Origin of the sequence: Erysipelothrix anatis, assembly GCF_009828745.1 — a bacterium.
Taxonomy (GTDB): Bacteria; Bacillota_I; Bacilli_A; order Erysipelotrichales; family Erysipelotrichaceae; genus Erysipelothrix; species Erysipelothrix anatis.
Genome location: NZ_WTSX01000001.1, coordinates 75,259 through 96,630, shown reverse-complemented (window position 1 = coordinate 96,630; position 21,372 = coordinate 75,259). Strand labels below are relative to the sequence as shown.

Annotated in this window: 19 protein-coding genes; all 19 read left to right on the top strand. The window is 38.7% G+C overall.

Going from position 1 to position 21,372, the window contains the following annotated elements; translation table 11 throughout:
- Positions 1–5 precede the first annotated feature (5 nt).
- The gene (locus GVV19_RS00470) at positions 6–719 is read left to right on the top strand and encodes a response regulator transcription factor (RefSeq protein WP_159644705.1); all 714 of its coding nucleotides are present in this window, start codon (positions 6–8) and stop codon (positions 717–719) included.
- 4 nt (positions 720–723) lie between these two features.
- Positions 724–2,766, top strand: a complete 2,043-nt coding sequence (locus GVV19_RS00465; protein ID WP_159644702.1) for a HAMP domain-containing sensor histidine kinase — start codon at positions 724–726, stop codon at positions 2,764–2,766.
- Between the two features lie 84 nt (positions 2,767–2,850).
- Positions 2,851–3,351 carry a DUF2812 domain-containing protein gene (locus tag GVV19_RS00460; RefSeq protein WP_159644700.1) on the top strand — a complete coding sequence of 167 codons (501 nt, stop codon included), beginning with the start codon at positions 2,851–2,853 and terminating at the stop codon, positions 3,349–3,351.
- A gap of 46 nt (positions 3,352–3,397) precedes the next feature.
- On the top strand, positions 3,398–4,387 hold the full coding sequence (locus tag GVV19_RS00455) for a LacI family DNA-binding transcriptional regulator (protein ID WP_159639234.1): 990 nt from the start codon (positions 3,398–3,400) through the stop codon (positions 4,385–4,387).
- Between the two features lie 83 nt (positions 4,388–4,470).
- The gene (locus tag GVV19_RS00450; RefSeq protein ID WP_159639233.1) at positions 4,471–5,547 is read left to right on the top strand and encodes a galactose ABC transporter substrate-binding protein; all 1,077 of its coding nucleotides are present in this window, start codon (positions 4,471–4,473) and stop codon (positions 5,545–5,547) included.
- 48 nt (positions 5,548–5,595) lie between these two features.
- The gene (locus tag GVV19_RS00445) at positions 5,596–7,104 is read left to right on the top strand and encodes a sugar ABC transporter ATP-binding protein (RefSeq protein ID WP_159644698.1); all 1,509 of its coding nucleotides are present in this window, start codon (positions 5,596–5,598) and stop codon (positions 7,102–7,104) included.
- Between the two features lies 1 nt (position 7,105).
- Entirely contained in the window at positions 7,106–8,113 is a 1,008-nt protein-coding gene (locus GVV19_RS00440) for a galactose/methyl galactoside ABC transporter permease MglC (RefSeq protein WP_159639231.1), read from the top strand.
- 29 nt (positions 8,114–8,142) lie between these two features.
- The gene (locus tag GVV19_RS00435) at positions 8,143–9,309 is read left to right on the top strand and encodes a galactokinase (RefSeq protein ID WP_159644696.1); all 1,167 of its coding nucleotides are present in this window, start codon (positions 8,143–8,145) and stop codon (positions 9,307–9,309) included.
- Positions 9,293–10,267, top strand: a complete 975-nt coding sequence (locus tag GVV19_RS00430) for an aldose epimerase family protein (RefSeq protein WP_159644694.1) — start codon at positions 9,293–9,295, stop codon at positions 10,265–10,267. Before GVV19_RS00435 ends, GVV19_RS00430 begins: the two co-directional genes overlap by 17 nt.
- A 93-nt stretch (positions 10,268–10,360) precedes the next feature.
- Positions 10,361–10,654 carry a PadR family transcriptional regulator gene (locus GVV19_RS00425; RefSeq protein ID WP_159633698.1) on the top strand — a complete coding sequence of 98 codons (294 nt, stop codon included), beginning with the start codon at positions 10,361–10,363 and terminating at the stop codon, positions 10,652–10,654.
- 14 nt (positions 10,655–10,668) lie between these two features.
- On the top strand, positions 10,669–11,844 hold the full coding sequence (locus tag GVV19_RS00420) for a DUF2812 domain-containing protein (protein WP_159644692.1): 1,176 nt from the start codon (positions 10,669–10,671) through the stop codon (positions 11,842–11,844).
- Complete coding sequence (locus GVV19_RS00415) at positions 11,837–12,985, top strand: DUF2812 domain-containing protein (RefSeq protein WP_159644690.1); 1,149 nt, start codon at positions 11,837–11,839, stop codon at positions 12,983–12,985. The genes GVV19_RS00420 and GVV19_RS00415 overlap by 8 nt, the downstream gene beginning before the upstream one ends.
- A gap of 134 nt (positions 12,986–13,119) precedes the next feature.
- Positions 13,120–13,956 carry a MurR/RpiR family transcriptional regulator gene (locus tag GVV19_RS00410; protein ID WP_159644688.1) on the top strand — a complete coding sequence of 279 codons (837 nt, stop codon included), beginning with the start codon at positions 13,120–13,122 and terminating at the stop codon, positions 13,954–13,956.
- 125 nt (positions 13,957–14,081) lie between these two features.
- Complete coding sequence (locus GVV19_RS00405; RefSeq protein WP_236262307.1) at positions 14,082–15,248, top strand: trans-sulfuration enzyme family protein; 1,167 nt, start codon at positions 14,082–14,084, stop codon at positions 15,246–15,248.
- 45 nt (positions 15,249–15,293) lie between these two features.
- Positions 15,294–16,577: a PTS cellobiose transporter subunit IIC gene (gene celB / locus GVV19_RS00400; protein WP_201288170.1), complete on the top strand. Its 1,284-nt coding sequence runs from the start codon at positions 15,294–15,296 to the stop codon at positions 16,575–16,577.
- Positions 16,578–16,725: 148 nt separating this feature from the next.
- Complete coding sequence (locus GVV19_RS00395) at positions 16,726–17,271, top strand: sugar O-acetyltransferase (RefSeq protein WP_268891701.1); 546 nt, start codon at positions 16,726–16,728, stop codon at positions 17,269–17,271.
- 64 nt (positions 17,272–17,335) lie between these two features.
- Positions 17,336–18,436 carry a VOC family protein gene (locus GVV19_RS00390; protein ID WP_159639226.1) on the top strand — a complete coding sequence of 367 codons (1,101 nt, stop codon included), beginning with the start codon at positions 17,336–17,338 and terminating at the stop codon, positions 18,434–18,436.
- A gap of 20 nt (positions 18,437–18,456) precedes the next feature.
- A complete protein-coding gene (locus tag GVV19_RS00385; RefSeq protein WP_159644685.1) occupies positions 18,457–19,062 on the top strand; it encodes an alpha/beta hydrolase in 606 nt (201 codons plus the stop codon).
- Positions 19,063–19,195: 133 nt separating this feature from the next.
- Entirely contained in the window at positions 19,196–20,989 is a 1,794-nt protein-coding gene (locus tag GVV19_RS00380) for a MucBP domain-containing protein (RefSeq protein ID WP_159644683.1), read from the top strand.
- The last annotated feature ends 383 nt before the right edge of the window (positions 20,990–21,372 follow it).

The following is a 21,372-nucleotide window of genomic DNA, read 5'->3' as shown; positions in this document are numbered from 1 at the left end:
CAGTAATGACACATACTTTATTGGTGGTTGAAGATGATTTGGGAATTCGCGAGGCCATCGCAATTAATTTAGAGAAACAAGGGTACACGGTACTGCAAGCATGCAATGGTAAAGAGGCATTAGACATCGTTACCAAAGAAACCATTCATCTAGCAATCGTAGATATTATGATGCCAGAAATGGATGGTAGTACGTTTACGATGCATGTTCGCATGAAACATAACTTTCCCATCATCTTCTTAAGTGCAAAGTCAGAAGAAGTTGATAAAGTTCAAGGGCTCAATCTTGGGGCCGATGACTACATGACAAAACCATTCAGTAGTATAGAGTTACTTGCCCGGGTGCGCTCGCACTTGCGTCGGTATGAGCAGACACTGGATTTACATGCACAACTAAGTCGTAAGACGAATCCGAAATTCTACCAAGTTGGTGGTCTGGTACTCATGCCTGAATTGAAGCATGTCGAGGTGGATGGAGAGTCGGTTCACTTAACACCAAAGGAATACCAAATCTTAGAACATCTTATAAAGCATCCAGGACATGTTTTTTCAAGTGATGCGCTGTATGAAGCAGTATGGCAAGAAACCGCAATTTCAAGTGAGACCATCATGGTTCACATCCGCAAGATACGCGAAAAAATTGAAATTGATCCGAAAAATCCACGCTATCTCAAAGTAGTTTGGGGTGTAGGCTACAAAATAGAAAAAGATACCGAGTAAACTTATGAAAAAGAAACTATTATTTACAACATTGTTATTAATTTTAATCGGAGCGTTGGGATACGGTTCAAACGTCTTAATCCAACCCAATGCCACCATCCGTCCGATTGCGACCAATGAGTTGATGAGTCGTTATCCACATTCAATGACGATAGTAGCGGCGACCTATTCACATGCAAATGATACACAGACTGAGGTACTTCATGATGTGAAGGCTGCGAGCCAAGATTCCAATTTTGAACGTATTGTCTATAAGAGTATGGAAGATGTATCCAAACAGTTTGTGAATGACCCTGCCATCCGTTTTTGGCTGGTAGATAAAAACACACAAGAAGTGGTTGCAGGTTCAAATGCGGCTGATTTTGCGAAAAGAGATGATAAGGATTTGTTTCAGTGGTCATTGACGGTCTATGCACCTGAAGATTTCCAACCGTATATGGATACGGCACGGTTTCCATACGAACGTTTAGGTGTTCGATATCCAGATAATCCAGAATTTCAGGGTTCCTATACATTCAGTGATAAATTCGATTATGTATTCGCATTATCTGCTAATCAGACAGAACTTAAAGAGTCCGAAATCGCAACTACTATAGCGTCCAATTACCGAATGTATCAAAACACTGCAGCAACGATTTTGGTTGCTGGCATCATGATTTTGGCGGTGTTCTTTCTAATTTACCCAATTAGCATCTCCAGTTCAGTTTCGCCATTCAAGAATTTGTGGAATCTCAAGCTTGAACTTGTGGTAATATTCTTGGGAATATTGGTGAGTTATGCGACAGTTTTCATATTATCAATAGGTTCTATCTATGCGTATCGTATGGATGACATATTTTTAACACTTTCTATGGGTAATGCGATTTCATATGGTCTTATTGCATCACACCTGTACCTCGCATGGGCGGCTGTCTATGCTATATATGCGCTCTTACTATTTTATGTGAAACGCGTTCTAACATTCGGAATATTTAGAACCTTAAAAGAAAAATCCTATACAGGTCGTATCTTATGTCGGTTAAAACAAAATTCGGATGAGATTTTAACATCGCCTCTTACACCAAAATTCAAAAATCGAATTATGGCTTTAGTGGCAATTAATACTCTAATTATTCTAATTTTAATTGGTATGGGTTCGGTAGGAGTCGTGTTTGCACTCATCTATGGCGTCGTCTTGGCGTATTACAGTATACGTTTGTTGAATGGTGTGAAACGTGATTATTTAGCACTGCAAGCACAAGCTGCGCATATTGCACGTGGTGATTTCGATACCGTCGAACCAATGCAAACAACGATATTTAGGCCAATTCTGGATGAATTATCAACCATTAATAAAGGCTTCGATCATGCCGTTAAAGAAGCAATGCAATCACAGTTAACGAAAACAGAATTAATTACAAATGTCTCGCATGATCTAAAAACACCACTAACAGGCATTCGTAATTATAGTGAACTCTTGCAGGACGATACATTGGATAATGCCACACGTTTGGAGTACACAATGCGCCTTAACAGTTATACCGAACGTCTTACAAAACTGATTGAAGATTTGTTCGATATCAGTAAAGCAAGCTCAGGAGAAATTCGATTGGAATTCCAAGAACTGGATATCGTGTCTCTGGTTGAACAAGCACTTATTGAGCATCAAGATACACTCGAAAATCGTGATATTCAAGTTGTAACGGAAATCGCGGATCAACCATTAATGGTTAATTTGGATGCCGACAAAACTTTTAGGATTTTCGATAACATTATTCAAAATGTTGTGAAATATGGAATGGAGCATACGCGTTTCTATGTCGATGTATCAGTCCATGAATCAAATGTACGCGTTTCAATGAAGAACATCTCTGCATCACCCCTTAACTTGAAACCAGATGAAGTTGTTGCACGGTTTGTCCGTGGCGATAAGTCTCGAACGGAAACGGGAAGCGGGCTTGGACTAGCAATCGCACAGAGCTTTACACAAATTCAAGCAGGACAATTTACCATTGAAATTGATGGCGACCTGTTCAAGGTTATTATTGAATTCCCATGTAACCACTAGAAACCACCATAAGGTGGTTTTCTTTTGCTATCTTGACGAGGGCGTCATTTATGACTAAACTGAAAGCAATTGGAGGAAGTACTCATGATTGAAAAAAAATACTTTGGATTGGATCAAGTTGCTGATGAAATTCGCTATTTGGAAGCTAAAGAAGGGTATATCCTCAAAACATTTGATGGTGAACGCTATACGTTTGAGCCGACCGATAAAGGCCCATTAACGTATGCGGTCCATTTCTCGGTAGAACCTGCGTCACTTCAGGATTATACTGATGCTGGATTCGTGATGTGTTGTGAATATTTGGGGAGTCAAGGAGGCTATTACTACTTCTTTGCTCGCCCACAAACGATAACACTGCCAGTTCCCCAAAATTATGATGATCGCAAAGATGCGATTCAACTTAAAGTGAATCGTGTTGACCGATTCGTAGGTGTTGTGTTGATTGCAGTCATCTTTCTATATGCCTATTTCTTTATGAAAGATTTGAATGGCTTGTATCTGCTAGTCCTGATTCCAACACTGGGATTGGCTGCATATGTCTACATTGTACGCCAACGTTATCAACGTTTCATTAAAAACAACTAGATATTTTACTAAAAATTTACTATAGTGATATCAGGAGGCATAATTTATGGCTACATTAAAAGATATCGCAAAATTAGCGAAGGTAAGTACATCAACCGTTTCACGAATTTTAAATGATGATCCAACGCTAAATGTAAAAGAAGAAACACGAGAAGCAGTTTTACTTGCTGCACAATCTCTAGAATATAATACAAAGTCAAACATGATCAACAATTCGATCGCTATTATTCAATGGATATCGAGTGAAGAGGAAGAAGAAGATCCGTACTATTATGCATTGCGGAAAAGTGTGGAAAGCTTTTGGATTAAAGAACGCTATCGCGTACATCGATTTTATAAAGATAATATGGAAGATGTCTTTACCCAACAATTTGATGGCTTAATTTGTCTTGGGAAGTTCTCGATGGAGCAAGTAGAGTCGCTATCACAAGCTAATTCAAACCTTATCTTTGTTGATTCGAATCCAGACGAAACACGATTCACCTCGGTGGTCCAAGATTTGGAAATGGCTTCAAAACTGGCTCTACAACACCTGTGGTCGCTTGGACATACAACAATTGGATATATCGGCGGGAAAGAGTTTATGGGGCCAGAACAAGCACCATATCAGGATAAACGAGAAAAACATTATATCGAAATGATGGACCAAAAGGGACCATCCAATTATAAAGAACACATTCATTTTGGAACATTCAATGCGCGTACAGGATATGACGCAATTATTGATGCAGCTAAAACCAACCGGTTAGCGACTGCATATTTTTGTGCATCTGATACGATTGCGATGGGTGCCATTCGCGCGCTGGGCGAACTAAAGAAATTGGATGTGGTATCGATTGTTGGTTGCAATGATATCGCAACATCACGCTATTTGAATCCACCACTTACCACCGTTCGTTTAAATACAAAGTTGATGGGAGATATCGCGTCATCACTTCTGTTAATCCAAATAAACACTGGACATAACACCCCAAGTAAAACCCAAATAGTTCCGAAACTCATTAAACGTGAATCCGCGAAATTGGTAAACGTTTAGTAAACTTCGTTGACAAAAGCGCTTACATTGCATATTATGAACGTACACAAGCAATATACTTTTGTCAAAGGGAGGACAATAGAATGAAGCAATTGAAAAAAGTACTCGTCATATTATTTGCGTCTGTACTGCTCGTAGCGTGTGGTGCAAACAATGCCAAGACCGATGGGTCTTCAGGTTCTGGAAAAACATATAATGTTGGTGTTGCGATTTATCGATTTGATGACAACTTCATGACACTCTACCGCCAAGAGCTAGAAAAATACTTTGGTGAGCTGGGTGCTAAAGATGGTAATACTTATAAATTAGACATCCAAGATGGTAAACAAGACCAGTCAACACAAACCGAGCAAATCAATAATTTTATTGCTCAAGGAAAAGATGTCATTATTGCTAACTTAGTTGATCCAACTGCGGCAGCATCTGTAATTAATGCAGCCAAAGCTAAAGAAATACCTGTTGTCTTAATTAACCGTGAGCCAACCCCTCAAGACTTAGAAATTTGGCCAGGTAAGACAACCTATGTTGGCGCTGATGCAACACAATCAGGAACAATTCAAGGTGAAATGATTGCAGGACTTCCAAACAAGGGAGATATCAACGGTGATGGTAAAATCTCATATATTACATTAATGGGTGACCCTGCAAACGTTGATGCACAGCAACGTACTGAATATTCAATTAAAGGATATGAGGCAAAAGGTGGAACTGTAAACCTACTCGCACAACCTTACCAAGCAAACTGGGACTCCGCTAAAGGGCAAGAATTCACAGCGAGTGCGTTGGAACAATTTGGTAAAGATCTTGAAGTAATCTTTGCAAACAACGATGGTATGGCAGTTGGTGCGGTTACTGCAATTAACGCTGCTGGACGTAAAGTTGGCGAAGATATCTATATTGTCGGTGTTGATGCAATTCCTGATGCACTTGAATTGCTGAAAAATGGACAATTGACAGGAACAGTCCTCAATGACCACTTTAACCAATCACACACCGCTGCAGATGTTGCTGTTGAATTAATGCAAGGTAAAGATATTGAAGCATACTACTGGCATGATTACGTTGGTGTAACGAAACCTGAAGATGCAGAATTGAAACGTGTGGATGCACGTAAAGAAACGATTGCAGAAATTAAAGTACGTTACGCGGAGCGCGGATAGAAACATTAAAGTGTGCTTCGGCACACTTTTTTAATAGGTAGGTAAATTATGGAAACAAACATACTCGAAATATCAAACTTAACAAAATCATTTCCTGGTGTTAAAGCTCTAGATAACGTTCAACTGGCACTTAAGCCTGGGACCGTGCATGCCTTAATGGGTGAAAACGGAGCGGGTAAATCAACGTTGATGAAATGTCTCTTCGGGATTTACCATCGCGACGCTGGAACGGTTATCTATAATGGCCAAGAAGTTGAGTTCAAAAATGCTAAAGAGGCCATGGATGCAGGATTAGCAATGATTCATCAAGAACTTCAACCGATTCGTAAAATGACGATTGCAGAAAATATATTTCTTGGGAAATATCCATTGAATCGTTTTGGCTTAGTTGACCATAAAAAAATCAATGCTTGGACTAAAGATTTACTTGAAGAGGTTGGTTTAGACAAAAAGCCAACGGCACTTTTAGAGACGTTAACTGTTTCGCAGATGCAGTCGGTTGAGATTGCAAAAGCGATATCGCACAATGCCAAAATTGTCATTATGGATGAGCCCACATCATCGCTAACAACATCAGAAGTTGAAATGCTCTTTAGTATTATTGATCGTTTAAAGAAAAAGAATATTGCGATCATCTATATTTCTCATAAGATGGATGAAATCTTACGTATTTCAGATGAAATTACCATTATGCGTGATGGACAATATGTTAACACATGGTCCAGTTCTGAAATGAGTGTTCAATCCATCATTAAAAATATGGTTGGTCGTGAACTGACAAGCATGTTTCCCGAAAAAACCAATGTGCCACATGAGAATGTCATTCTACGGGTTGAAAACCTTACATCAACCGATCCTTTATCCTTCAAAGAATGCTTCTTTGAACTACAACAGGGTGAGGTACTGGGAGTTGGTGGACTTGTTGGGGCACAACGGACTGAGCTGATGGAAGCGATCTTCGGCATCCGTCCTATTGAGCAAGGCTTAATCAAAATTAATGGAACCCAAACGATTATTAAACATCCAAATGATGCCATCGCCAATAAAATAGCGCTGGTAACAGAAGATCGCCGCAGTACTGGAATATTTGGGGTTTTGTCTGTTGAAGATAACATCGCAATTACATCCATTGATGATCATATTAAATACGGAATAATTAATGATAAGAGTGTGAATACGATGGTTACGGATTCAATTGAAAAACTCAGAATCAAAACCGCATCGAAACGTACTAAAATCGAAAACTTGTCTGGGGGAAATCAACAGAAAGTTATTTTAGCCCGATGGCTTGCAAATAATCCAGACATCTTAATTTTGGATGAACCAACTCGAGGGATTGATGTTGGCGCTAAATTTGAAATCTATCAAATAATCAACGATTTAGCAAGCCAAGGAAAAAGCATCATTATGATTACATCTGAAATGGCGGAGTTACTGAACGTATCCGATCGAATTATGGTTATGTGCGAAGGCCGTATATCTGGATTCCTTGATAGCAAAGATGCTACGCAAGAATCTGTGATGACACTCGCAACCAAATTTATGCAGGGAGAATAGTATGACAACTAAATTATTTAAAAAAGATAAAAAAATAGATATTCAAAAAATACTTACCGATTACTCAATGTTCATCGTGGTAGCGGTTATGATTATTTTCACGGGGACTACCCAAAGTAATTTCTTTACCATTGGAAATGCATCAAACATTCTCGCTAATACGTCAGTACGGTTTATCATTGCGCTTGGTATCTCGGGAACATTGATTATCCGTGGAACCGATTTATCTGCAGGACGAATTGTTGGATTCTCCGCAATTTTAGCAGGAACATTAGTACAGCAACCTGATTTTGTTGGGAAGTTTTTTCCGAATTTACCAGATTTACCAATCTTTGTGCCACTGCTAATCGTTATCGCAGCATGTGCATTGTTAGGATTAATGAATGGTATCATTATTGCGTATTTCCACGTTCCACCATTCTTGGCAACTTTGGGAACACAAATTATGATTTATGGATTCAATATGCTCTATAGTGGTAACCAACCAATTGGAACATTTAAAGACTCGTACATTCAAGTTGGTCAAGGGAAACTGTTTGGGACCATCCCATACTTGGTAATTATTGCAGCGATTGTCGGTATCGTCATGTGGGTTCTTTATAATAAAACCCGTTACGGGAAAAATATGTACGCAATTGGTGGTAACGAACAAGCAGCTGAAGTTTCAGGAGTTAACGTGCCACGCACTAAAATCAAAATCTTTGTACTTGCAGGGGCACTTTATGGACTGGCTGGTTACTTACTATCCGCAAAAACAGGATCCGTAGGACCTTCATCAGGTACAAGTTATGAATTAGAAGCAATTGCTTCTGCTACTATTGGTGGGGTATCAACAACAGGAGGACAAGGGACCGTTCCTGGAATCTTACTTGGGGTCTTTGTCTTTGAGCTATTGAAAGTGTGTTTAGCATATTTAGGGGTTAAACCAGATATGACAAACGTTATCCAAGGAATTGTGATTGTTATTGCAGTAGCGTTAGATATTCGTAAATCAATGCGTAAAAAATAAGCTTAGGGAGTCTTTTTAGGAGGGGCATTATGGAATTATTAGAGAATAAATTTGAGTCGGTTTTTGGGAAAGAATATGATTACGCATTTTTTGCACCAGGTCGGATTAACTTGATTGGTGAACATATTGATTACAGTGGCGGTAACGTATTTCCATGTGCAATTACAAATGGTACCTACGCTTTGGTGCGTATCCGCGATGATCATAAATTTCGCTTTGTATCACTCAATGTTTCGGATACAGAGATCTTAGAAATTGACGCATCAGACTTAGCATATGATGAAAATCATGGTTGGGTAAACTATGCTAAAGGGATCATTGCAACCATTGCACAAAAAGGACTATCAATCGATACGGGATTTGAAGTACTTTACTATGGTGATATTCCAAATGGTGCGGGATTGTCCAGTAGTGCGTCGCTTGGGATTGTGACGGCAGAATTTATTCGTAAAATTAATCAATTGCCATTAAGCGATCTCGATCTTGTGGTTGTTACCAAAGATTCTGAGAATCAGTATATTGGGGTAAATACGGGAATTATGGACCAATTTACGGTTATGTTTGGACAAAAGGATACAGCATTGCGTCTTAACACCGAAACACTTGATTATGAACGCGTACCGGTGCAATTGGAAGGTCATAAAATCGTAATTATGAACACGAATAAACAACGGGCACTCGCTGATTCAAAATATAATGAACGTTTGGAGGAATGTGCACGCGCTTTATCAATCATTCAGAATCATTACGATGTCAGTGAACTATGCCAACTCAACCGCGAACAATTAGAAGCTATTGTGGATGCCTTTAGAGATGATATGGTTGCATACCGACGTGCCCGTCATGCCATCAGTGAAAATGATCGTGTTCATCGTGCGGTTCGTAAACTGCGTCATGGTGAACTTCTTGCATTCGGTAAACTGCTCAATGCAAGTCACAAAAGTCTTAAAGATGATTATGAAGTTACAGGTAAAGAGCTTGATTCCATTGTTGAAGCAGCATGGGACGAAGCATCATGTATTGGTGCCCGCGTAACAGGTGCTGGTTTTGGTGGGTGTGCAATAGCAATTGTTACTACCGATGCCATTCCAACATTTATCAAAAACGTTGGAAACAAATACAAAGAAGTTATTGGTTATGAAGCAAACTTTTATGTCGCAGAAATCGGTGACGGTTCTCATGAAATTAAACGTTGAAGTTTTTCATGAGGCATTTACGGATGTTATTGCATTATCCAATGGTATCATCGATATTCGTGTGTTATCGTACGGTGCAACACTAATTCACTTTGGATTTGTGAATGAGCCTAACTGTGTTGTTCGTTACCAAGACCTCGATTTGTATGAATCCAATCCAGTGTATCTTGGAAGTGTTGTTGGTCCAACCGCAGGACGCATCAAAGACGGTCACTTATGTGTGGATAAAAAAGAATATGCACTTTCAATCAACAATCATCCGAACCACCTTCACGGTGGTTACCAATCACATGCTTTTAAAACATTCTCATACACAATAATAGAGGATGGCATTCGGTTTGAGTTGGAGGATACACCACATGATGGTTATACGTTAACATTCAAGACGACAGTAACCTACCAACTCCAAGATGCACAACTCATTGTTACAACATCTGCCCTTCCGAGCGAACCGTTTCCAGTCAACATTACGACACACAATTACTTTAATTTAGATGGAAGCAATTCTCTCGCAAACCATTCTTTAAAAGTTGAAGCTAATGAAATTTACACGGTTGATGCGAGTTTAGCGAATGATGGTGTTACGCTCAATGTTGCGCATACCGCATTTGATTTTAGAGCTTGGAAATCAATCGAAGAAGCATTAACACAGAAGCATCCAGAATTTAAAAAAACACGCTTTATTGATCACGATTATCGTCTTGATGGAAAACTCTATCTAAAAACGCAAACGCGGATGTTGGTGTGTGAAACATCACTACCAGTTTTACGTCTTTACTTTGCGAATTATTTTGATGAAACCTTTAAACAGGAACATGGTGAGGACGCACACAATTTTAGTGCCCTTGCAATCGAGCCGCAGTTCCCTGCGAATGCGATCAACTTTGGACAAGGCGACATTTTTTCCGCAGACACTCCTTATACCTCACGGTCGTCTTATACGTTGTATCGCCTTTAAAAGTCACTTTGTGACTTTTTTTATTTGGTAGGTTAAACAGACTGTGCTATAATATCGATAGATGATATCGTTGGTCGATATTGGGGGGTGTACATGACAGAAACAATGATTTATGTTCTTATGGCACTGCAACATCGTGATATGTTTGGGAAAGAAATTGTAGACTGGGTAGCAGAGAAAACGAACCGTCGTGTTGTCTTGGGACCAGGAACGCTGTATACAATACTTGCGAAGTTCGAGAGTGATGGCTATATTTATGAAACGAACCGCGAAGGACGTGCTCGTACCTATACAATGACAACTAGAGGAACCTCTGCGCTCCATAATGCGATTGATAATTACAAGCAAATAATACTTGATGCTCAAGAGGTGCTCAAAGAAAATTAGAAAGGAGGGTTGAAATGCTTGAATTTCGAAATGTAAGTCCTTCTGCATACGTAGCGTATGAGGCATACTTGAATGAGATGGTTACGAGAGGGTATCATCTCAAAAGTTTCAATTCACTCTATCAACGATTTGAAAAAAATAGTGACATTAACGTTCGATATGAAATCATTCCCAAAGCCCACCGAAGGTATAAAGGATTTCTAGAAAATAATCGTGAGTTTAAAGCATTCATTGAATCATTTGATCGTAAATTTATCGCTTGGTTCGGTCCTTTTGCTATTTTTGAAACATCGATATCAAACATTTCAACACGCGACATTTCGACGGACTTAGACCTTGAACCACTTCAAAGACACATTCGCCAAATGCGATGGAATGGAAGAGTGCAGATCGGAGTCGTTGTACTTATATTGATTCAAATTGTACTTGCGACAGATCTCAACATTCTCACCAATTCCCTAAAAGTTTGGTCGCTATTTCTATTCTCGTATACATCCATTACTGGTTTTAAAACGCTAAAAGATACGCGACACGATCTCGAACGGCTTCAAAATCGGCAATTTGTTCCCTTTGTACCTGGTTATCGTTATGAAGGGATTGCTTCAGTACTATCTTTTATTACTTTTGTAGGGCTCTTGGTTATTGGAATGTTCAACTTAGCCAATCAGTGGGAACTAGTATTGGGTCTTTGGCTTTTGATAGGTGTGCATACTTTCGACACTATTTACCGTTTAAAATTTTCGTCCCAACAAACAACGTCAAAACGCACCAAGTATATTGGTGTCAGTTGTATTGGTTTTATACTTGCAATCGGAATACTCTTGGGGATGCAACCCTATAAAGAAAAAGTTGTTCATGCACACCCAAGCTATTATGAAACGGAATCAGTCGTTGCTACGTATAGTGAATCGGTGTTTGCATCACGATACACATTGCGCGACATGCAATCTAGAGAGAGTGGGGAAGCAATACTTGAACCAACTTCAACGGTTATCGTGATGCGGTTGCATGCGCCGATGATGCGTCCATTATTAGATTATGAGATGTTGCGCTATTCAACGGAGCATGATTTCACCATCATTGAAGCATCGACGGATGTCTATGTGCTTCACAACAGCACTGAACCAAATCAAGAAATGATAACAATGTTAGCCCAAGAGGGAATCTCAATGGAGGAAAGTTATGATTGAATTCAGACGTATCAAATTGTCCCAGTATAAGCATTACGAAGCCTATCTTAATGAAAAAGTACAAGAAGGGTATCATTTAAAACGTTTTACGCTCTTCTTTCAACAGTTTGAATCTAGTGATGATAAGACCCTTCGGTACGAATTGATTCCGATGCCATCACGTAATTCTAAAGGTTGGGGTAATAATGAATATGCATTTCGTGAATTTATGAAGACGTTTGGTCGAACTATCGTGGGCTGGATTGAACCCATTGCAATCCTCAAAACGCACGAACCAGCATTCGAAGAGGCTCATAATATGCAAGAGCTAGAGCTTGAACCGATTAAAAAGCGCTTAAAACGGAACGCACTATTTTACTTAATGTTAATTGGAATGTGGATGTATACGATGTATAACTCAACCCAAGCAAAGTACATGACGATAACAAGTCAGGCAAGTCTTGGAACATTTATACTCTATCCATATTTGATTTTGACGTATTCAATCTATACCTATTCTTATTTTAAGGAGTATCAAAATTTGAAACATGGTCGATACTCTGATTTCAAACCAGGTAAAAAATATACGAACTTGATCAACGTATTCGCAGCACTTACCATCTCACTGTTAATTATTAGATGGAGTGGCCTGTTTGAGAATATAGTCAGCATGAAAGGAATCTTATGGGTAATCATCATTTCCGCAGTCGTTTTAGGAGTTGTGAAGATTATCAAACATACCAAGATTCATAAATACCTGAAATATCTAGCGGTTGCTGTCTCTGTATATTTGATATTCGTGATTTCGTTTAACGTGTTGTTTATGAGCACCTTGACATCACTTGGAAACCCACGTGAACCCAATCCAGAGCATTCTGAAAATATCGGAAGTTGGTTCGAGGAATCTGTAATTGCCTCGGAATATCGGGTTTACGATATTCTAGAAAAACCGAGCCCAGATGATAGATCATATAGTGCCGTTGTCCTTCATTTGAAAACACCATGGATGCGTCCGATTTTTGACTACCAAGCGAATCGTTATGCAGAATACTTCAACTATAATCTGAAGAAAGTCGACGATACGCACTATCTTCTTGAGAGTGGTGAGAATCCAACATCTGAGATTCGAGCGCTCATTGATAAGAAACTTTCAATAGACTAAACAAAGTATCTCTTGATAATTGCTATCGCATTTTTCGTTCGAATTGATAAGTACCTTGTTGGAAGTACGGACTCTGAGGTAAGGGTTCGTATGTAGCGTATAAGAATTGTTGATTCTAAATAAAGGAGTTCGTAATGGTTTACAGTAAATTACAAAAAAAAGAGGGTCTTTCACCGGTACAAAGCCACATTGCCGATTATGTCTTAGAACATACAGACCGCGTATTAACAATATCAATGCATGAGCTTGCTGAAAGTACGAATACATCGACAGCTACAATAACTCGTTTCTGCAAAAAACTTGGTGTAGAAGGGTATAAGGAATTTCAAATCAGTTTATTGCGATCTGTGAATGTTCACATGATGATGACAGAAGAGCAGATAATTATTAATGAGAAGAGCAATGAAGTGGAACTTGTGGATAGTATTGGAACACTTCAAAAAAGAGCCATTACCGCGACCCAAATGTTATTAACGAAAGAATTAGTAAGTGAGACAATCGCGGAAATAAACAAGGCAGAAAATTTATATGGCGTTGGAATTAGCGATAGCTTTATCAGCGTGCATGACTTTCAAAATAAACTTTTGAAAGTATCGAAGTTTGTACGGATAGCATTTCTTCAGCCAGAGCAGACATTTCTTTGTGCACAAGCAACACCCAAGGATGCAGCAATCATAATATCTTATAGTGGCAAAAGTGCAGAAGTCGTGAATGCATGTCAAATTCTAAAAAAACGAGGAGCTAAAATTATCGCTATGACGTCCGACGAATCAAGTCCCGTGGGTCGTCTTGCAACCCATATTATTCCATTGCCACCGCTGCGTGAAGAAGATGAATTGGTTCGAACTGTATTCTCGTATGCCGCAATATCTTATGCCATCAATCTCATATTTGCGAGTATGTATCGTTTTGAGTACAGCAAAAATCAGGATTACATTGTTAAAGTAAAAGATGAATATTTAAACAAATAGTCGAAAATTACCGCAATTTAAGCACAAATTCTTAAAAGAGCGGTAATTTTTTTCTCTTTACGAACAAATTGTTGTTAAGTAAGCGGTTACTTGGTACGGTTTATGTAGTTCAGAGCGAGGTTGAAATGATTATGATAAAAGATAGATTGATTAAAACATGTTTAGCGGTGATTCCGGATGAACAATCGCACTACGCAATTTCTCCTGAGATTGCGATGACATCCTCTTTCTATTCAAAGAGCTATGAAGCATATGTTGCTGCAAGCAAGGATGAATTTAACAACTATGTTTATACACGTGGTTCTAATCCTACAACGCATAAACTTGAAGTGCTCCTTGCAGAGCTAGAAGGCGCACAGCGATGTAAAGTTTTTGCATCGGGAATGGGCGCAATAAGTGCAACATTGCAGTCCTATGTTATGAATGGTAGTCATATTGTTGTTGTTAACTCTATTTACTCGACTGCCATGAAGTTTATCAAAAGTCTCGAAAAATTTGGAGTATCTCATACTGTTGTTATGTCAGTTGATACCCAAGAAATTGTAAGCGCAATTCAAGACAATACCGACGTAATCTATCTAGAAAGTCCTTCAAGTCAGAAATTTGAGATTGTTGATTTAAAAGCAATCGCAGATATCGCGAAATCGAGACAGATTACTACAATGATAGACAATACGTGGGCAACACCTATGTTTCAAAGACCTCTAGAGAGCGGGATTGATCTGATTCTACACTCTTGTTCAAAATATATCGGTGGGCATTCTGACATTGTTGCAGGTGCAGTATTGGGAACAACTGAGGGTGTAGGCAAAGTGGAACAAAATGGATACCTAATGATGGGATCAACATGTAGTCCTATGAATAGTTTTCTAGCAATACGTGGAATCCGAACACTCCCCATTCGTATGGAAAAACATAACAGTAACGTCAAAGCGGTAATTGATGCACTCAAGGATGACCCTCGTATTGAGAAAATATATCATCCATACATTCAACAAGCTGAACGCAGTGAAAAATATTTAGATGGGTATGGAAGCCTACTTGCAATAACCTTTACGGATAAAGATACTACCAAACTTCAAACCTTTATTAATACATTGGAAACATTTTTAATAGGCGTGAGTTGGGGTGGTTATGAAAGTATGGTTCTTCCAGGATACAAGTTTGATAATCTTGAGACAATGAAGGCCAGGGGATTGGATATCACCCATACGAGATTGTTTATCGGGTTGTTGGAAGCTCAGATGACAATCACAGATCTTAAGCAGGCACTATCAATTGCATATGATTAAAGTATTGGAATACCATTTAAACTTAATATAGAAGGGGTGATTTAAGTGGGAAGTAAGATTAGTAATTTTATGGATAATAAGGTTTTACCGTTGGGGATCAAAATAGGTGGTCAAAGACACCTTCTCGCTATTCGGGATGGTATGGCCGCTTCAATTCCATTGATAATTGTTGGATCAATATTCTTAATTATAGGTAATCTACCAATTCCAGGGTATACAGAATTTGTGTCTGGAATATTCGGTCCGGATTGGGTTACGAAACTAAATTATGCTGTGGATGCTACATTTAGTATTATGGCCTTGATTTGTGTGTTTGCAATTTCTAACAGCCTTGCGAATAAATATGCAGTGGATGGTGTGTCAGCAGGATTCATCTCACTCGCAGCTTTCTTGGTGGTAACACCCTTAACAGGAGACGGTGGAATTCCACTTGGTTATTTAGGAAGTAAGGGACTCTTTGTAGCGATTATCGTTTCATTAATCAGTACGGAAATATTCCGTATTATGGTCCAAAAAGATATCGTCATAAAAATGCCGGAGAATGTTCCGCCAGCAGTCAGTAAATCATTTGTTGCCCTAATTCCGTCGATTCTGACGATTACGTTATTTTGGGTGCTGAGATTGGTAATCGAATTTGCTGGTTTTGGAAACATGCATGAAATTATAGCGGTAATCCTTGGGAAGCCATTGTCTTATCTCGGGGGTGGATATGTTGGTGGTTTAGTCGCAATATTGATTACATCGTTATTTTGGACAGTAGGTATTCACGGTTGGGATCTTGTCTTAAGTGTGATGCAACCAACTTATATGCTCATGCTTGATCAGAACAGAATTGCATTCCAAGCAGGCCAAGAAATTCCAAACATCATTAACTATTCATTCTTCAATGTCTTTGTTTGGATGGGAGGAAGTGGTGTGTTAATTGCAGTCGCCATCTTGCTGGTGCTTCGTAGTCGCAGTAAGCAAATGAAAGAGCTGGCGAAAATTGCCGTTCCACCAACTATTTTCGGTGTCAACGAGCCGGTTATGTTTGGGTTCCCGATTGTTATGAACCCAATCATGCTTATTCCATATGTACTTGCTCCACTGGTTGTTTTCACTGTTTCGTATGCAGCGATGTACTTCAAGATTGTTCCAATGACAAACGGTGTCATGGTTCCATGGACAATGCCACCACTTATTGGTGGGTATCTTGCCACAGGTAGTATCATGGGATCTATTTTGCAACTCGTAAATATAATTATCTCAGTCGCAATCTACTATCCGTTCTTCAAGGCAGCAGATGATAATGCTTATCGTGGAGAAAATCCCGACAAGACGACCTCATAATCAAAACTACAAAGCGGTGTCTTATTAAGATATCGCTTTTATGTTAGTTTGATATTTTTAAACTTTTTAGAATGTCCTGTGAAGCACTAAAAACGGCATAAAAAAATGGGGTCAATGTGATAGGATAAGTGTATAAGTGAGGTTTATTATGACAGAAAAAGAAAAAATGATTCAAGGTTTGCTTTACGATGCAGGTGACCCTGAGTTGCAACGCGATACAACGCGTGCACGCGAGATTGTGATTGCTGCTGCACAGATTGCAGATAATCACAAACGCAGTGATTTATACAAACAGATTATCAATGCAAAAGGATATGCCAGCTTTGGCGTTGGACTCAAATTAGACTATGGCTACAACGTAACTGTAGGCGATAACTTCTACTGTAATTATGATTGCGTGATGTTGGATGTGTGTCCGATTACGTTTGGTGATAATTGTATGCTAGGACCTGCTGTTCAGATTTACACGGCAACGCATCCACTCGACGCAACCGAACGCAACAGTGGTCTTGAATTAGGTAAACCAATTACGATTGGTGACAATGTTTGGATTGGTGGTGCTGCGGTTATTTGTCCTGGAGTGACACTTGGAGATAATGTTGTCGTTGCTGGGGGAAGTGTCGTCACCAAGTCATTCCCTAATAATGTGTTAATTGGAGGAAACCCTGCCAAAGTGCTTAAAGAGGGTATCTAAGCATATAAGTTGAGAACAAAAATCATAAAATATATAATAACATGGTAAGGAGGTAGGTTATACTATGGAAAGAATTTTAGGACTACATCATGTTTCTTCAGTCGTTAAAAACGCACAAGAAAACGTTGATTTTTATGCAGGAATGCTCGGAATGCGTTTAGTTAAAAAGACATTAAACTATGACGATATTGAAGAGTACCATTTCTATTATGGTAATCATGATGGCAGTACAGGCTTATCCACCTATTTCCCAATTTCAGATTCTAAAGAAGGCGATATTGGAGATGGTCAGGTTGGATACGTTACTTATGCAGTGAATACAGGAGCACTCGACTTCTGGAAAGAAAGACTTGATCACTTCGATATTTTCAATTATTCCTATGAAAGATTTGGTGAGCGTTATTTAGCATTCTCAGATCGTCATGGATTGGATATTGAGTTGGTAGAAACACCGTTAGGTCCAAACAGTCAATGGGCATTCAATGGTGTACAACCAGAGACAGCGATTAAAGGTTTGTATAATGCAGCTCTCTTCTCAGAAAGACCTGCTCAAACGCTTTCGTTGTTTACCGATCTCTTCGGATACTCGGTTGTTGCGGAAGACGATGAATATTATCGACTCCGAATCCACGAGGGATTAGGCGGGTTAATTGACATCCGTAAACATACAACAACAATCGGCACCAAAGGACACGGAACGGTTCATCATATTGCATTTGCAATTGAACGTGGAACCGAAGAGGCATGGCGTGAAAAATTGCTCAGTGCAGGATACTTCCCAACAGAAGTTAAAAATCGCAAGTACTTTAATGCCATTTACTTCCGTGAGCGTGGTGGGATTCTAATTGAATTATCAACTGTTACACCAGGAGTCACTGTTGACGAACCTGTAGAAACATTAGGTGAAGCGTTCATTATCCCAGAACATTTTGAGGCACAACGACTCATTATCGAAAGTAAGTTTATGCCAGTATTCGTTAAAGAAATAGATACCCTTGAAACATATGGATATCGAAACCGATACGAGTACGATATGATTACCAAACGAAATGAAATCCGTGAATCGATTAATGCGATAAAAGCATTTGAAAAAGAACGACCATTGACAGATGATGAGCAAGAGCAACTCAAAGCACTTCGCAAAGCATTTATCAAAGTACGTTAAGATTTAGAAAGAGGACAATTATGATAGTACATGCAAAACATAATGGTTCTACCGATCGCGTTATCTTTATGCTCCATGGAACTGGTGGTAATGAAAACGATTTGGTAAACCTTGCACGATATATTGATGAAACAGCAACACTGATTGGTATCCGCGGTGCTGTGGAAGAACAAGGAATGCTTCGTTATTTTAAACGCTATGCGGATGGAAGCTTTGATTTAAAAGACTTAGCGAAACAAACAACAGCACTTCACGAAGGAATGCTTCAACTCTTGGAGTACTATAAACTCGGTGATGCTGTAGTATCCGTTATTGGTTATTCTAATGGATCGAATATTGCGATCAATCTTTTCAAAGAGTTTGAGACTGACTTTACGAGTGCAATGCTTTTTCACCCCTCATCAGTAAGACCGGGTGTTCCTTTCAAAACACAACCGAGTCTTAATGTCTATACAACAGGTGGTAAAATTGATCCATTCATCGCGTTTGAAAAGTTCGAAGAAGCTGTTAAGGAGTTTGAAGATGCAGGGATTCCTGTAACAACAAATATACAACCCGGTGGACATCAACTTGTTGATGCGGAAGTCATTGAAGCAAAAAAATTCTACGATACTATTACTCAATAAGGTTTAAGAAAGAAGTAGCGACAATTACACGTTTCTATTTCTTTTTTATCGATGTAAAGACTTAGGTTAATATATATGCGTATACATGCATAATGTGGTAAAATGAAAATAAATTAATAAAGGGTGGGGAATTATGAAAAAAATTAAGAAAATAGTAACGGGACTCATAGTCGTTGTGTTACTTAGTGTGAGTGTAAACTTACCGATCTATGCTGAGCAAGGACTCAGTCAACAAGAGAATGAGACGTCACTACTTCGTGCAAGCACAGAGTCCACATTGCTTTTTAAATATGTGAATAAATATGGTGAAGAACTCGGTCAACAACAAGTGACAGGCAAAAAAGGAACGTCTAAGTTAGTATTACATTTATATTTTGATGGATACATGTTTATCAATCCAGAAAACTATACATTGCCAGATGAAGACAAAACGGTCGAAATTTTGCTTGAATATGATACAAGTTATCTATCGTGGCTTAGTATAATTCCTGTTGATGAATCCGGGAAGCAATTAACAAGACCGGTATTGATTACCGGTGAAAATGGATCGACTACGGATATTCAATATCCTAAGATAAAAGGCTATAAAGCACCCCAAGAGTCATTTACGCATCGATTTAAATATGCACCTTACGAATATCAACCTGATGAAATGAAAGTTGTTTATGAACAAATTCCATCGACAGTGACCATCGATTTTTACGATGAGATTTCTAATGAAAGCATCATCACAGTAACGAAACAATTCTTTGCAGATCCGTCTAAAGTCATTCAAATCCCATTTCCGGAAGTACCAGGTTATGGGCGATACAGTGATAGCATTTCTTTGATTATAGCAGGCGATCACTTTGTGCGTATTCCATACTATCGAAAAGATATCAATATTAATGTAAATTATGTTTTAGAGAATGGTGTTCCAATCCAAACTCAGATGATGACATTACTATACTTGGATCCTTATGAGATTGAATTAGAAACATTTGATGCATACGATGTAGTTTCTGTTGATACCAACGGTTTTGGGCTCGTCGGTACGACGCCACCAGAAAATCAAACATTCACGGTCACACTGAAACTCAAAACGATTACCAATACTGTAGTGTTTCACGATGATCAAGGTAATGAAATCTATACAACAGAAGTAACCGGTAATTATGGTGAGACTGTTGAGGTTAAGGCTCCAGAAATTGCTGGGTATGACACTTCATCATTAATTGAAACAGTAACGTTTAAGGAACAAGGAAAAGTTATTCAAGCATCTTCGGTTGCACAGCGGAAACCATTTACGATTCTAGTTGAATATATTACAAAAGCAGGAAACGTTATTCAAAGTAGAAGCTTTACGACGACATTCCTAGATGCATATGCAATTAATATTGAATCTGTCGTAGGGTACAAGTTTGATAAAATTTTAGGTGATCGTTTATTAAGTGGAACGATGCCTGCAGAAGATTTCAAGATTCAAATACTATTAGAAGAGGTACTTCCCGACACCTATCAAGTCGTGTTTGATACGCAAGAAGGATCTGCTGTAGAAACGCAAAGCGTTGAGGCACATCAAAAAGTAGTGAAGCCTCAGGATCCTGTTAAAGATCAGTATCAATTTGCTGGTTGGTATCGCGACCCTGAAATGAGTGAAGCATGGAACTTTGATACACCTGTAACGCAGGATACAATCCTTTACGCAAAATGGATCAAACACAATATTGAAAAACCCATCGAACCTGCGAATCCAACGGAACCAACGAGTCCAGTTACATCAGATAAAACAGACACACTACCAAAGTCAGAAAGTCAAACACTTCCTGCAACGGGATTGTCAAATAACAATAGTTTTATGATCGTGGCAGTTGCTTTAGTAAGCGTGGGTCTCTCATTCATGTTTATTGATGTACGAAGACTGTTCAACAAGCTCATTAAAAAATAACTATCCGTTTTCAAAAAGAAGAAGATGGTGACCAAAAATCAATCGATAATTAAAACCGCAAATTTTGCGGTTTTTTTATGTATTGCTGAAGAATAACCAAAAGGTTAATAAAAACAATAAAGTGTCGATTGAACTTTAATGGCAGCTTAAACATCAAGAAACACCATCTAAACCCAAAAGAACGAAATTAGCCCTAGATATGGTATTTTAGAATAAAAGGGAGCTATTATGAAACAAAAAGAAAGTATACCGAATTTCTTAATTATTTTCGCAGGGAATTTACTGATGTTTTTAATCTTGTTTTATAGAAGTATGTCTTTATCAGAAATACTCATCAAGGCATTGATTATCACCGTTGTTTATATGATACTTAAAAAATATAT

Coding starts and splice junctions, on each gene's coding strand:
- GVV19_RS00390 (WP_159639226.1), top strand. CDS start 17,336: ATGGAAAGAATTTTAGGACTACATCATGTTTCTTCAGTCGTTAAAAAC.
- GVV19_RS00470 (WP_159644705.1), top strand. CDS start 6: ATGACACATACTTTATTGGTGGTTGAAGATGATTTGGGAATTCGCGAG.
- GVV19_RS00435 (WP_159644696.1), top strand. CDS start 8,143: ATGGAATTATTAGAGAATAAATTTGAGTCGGTTTTTGGGAAAGAATAT.
- GVV19_RS00425 (WP_159633698.1), top strand. CDS start 10,361: ATGACAGAAACAATGATTTATGTTCTTATGGCACTGCAACATCGTGAT.
- GVV19_RS00440 (WP_159639231.1), top strand. CDS start 7,106: ATGACAACTAAATTATTTAAAAAAGATAAAAAAATAGATATTCAAAAA.
- GVV19_RS00380 (WP_159644683.1), top strand. CDS start 19,196: ATGAAAAAAATTAAGAAAATAGTAACGGGACTCATAGTCGTTGTGTTA.
- GVV19_RS00445 (WP_159644698.1), top strand. CDS start 5,596: ATGGAAACAAACATACTCGAAATATCAAACTTAACAAAATCATTTCCT.
- GVV19_RS00385 (WP_159644685.1), top strand. CDS start 18,457: ATGATAGTACATGCAAAACATAATGGTTCTACCGATCGCGTTATCTTT.
- GVV19_RS00430 (WP_159644694.1), top strand. CDS start 9,293: ATGAAATTAAACGTTGAAGTTTTTCATGAGGCATTTACGGATGTTATT.
- GVV19_RS00460 (WP_159644700.1), top strand. CDS start 2,851: ATGATTGAAAAAAAATACTTTGGATTGGATCAAGTTGCTGATGAAATT.
- GVV19_RS00395 (WP_268891701.1), top strand. CDS start 16,726: ATGACAGAAAAAGAAAAAATGATTCAAGGTTTGCTTTACGATGCAGGT.
- GVV19_RS00455 (WP_159639234.1), top strand. CDS start 3,398: ATGGCTACATTAAAAGATATCGCAAAATTAGCGAAGGTAAGTACATCA.
- GVV19_RS00405 (WP_236262307.1), top strand. CDS start 14,082: ATGATTATGATAAAAGATAGATTGATTAAAACATGTTTAGCGGTGATT.
- GVV19_RS00415 (WP_159644690.1), top strand. CDS start 11,837: ATGATTGAATTCAGACGTATCAAATTGTCCCAGTATAAGCATTACGAA.
- GVV19_RS00410 (WP_159644688.1), top strand. CDS start 13,120: ATGGTTTACAGTAAATTACAAAAAAAAGAGGGTCTTTCACCGGTACAA.
- GVV19_RS00450 (WP_159639233.1), top strand. CDS start 4,471: ATGAAGCAATTGAAAAAAGTACTCGTCATATTATTTGCGTCTGTACTG.
- GVV19_RS00420 (WP_159644692.1), top strand. CDS start 10,669: ATGCTTGAATTTCGAAATGTAAGTCCTTCTGCATACGTAGCGTATGAG.
- GVV19_RS00465 (WP_159644702.1), top strand. CDS start 724: ATGAAAAAGAAACTATTATTTACAACATTGTTATTAATTTTAATCGGA.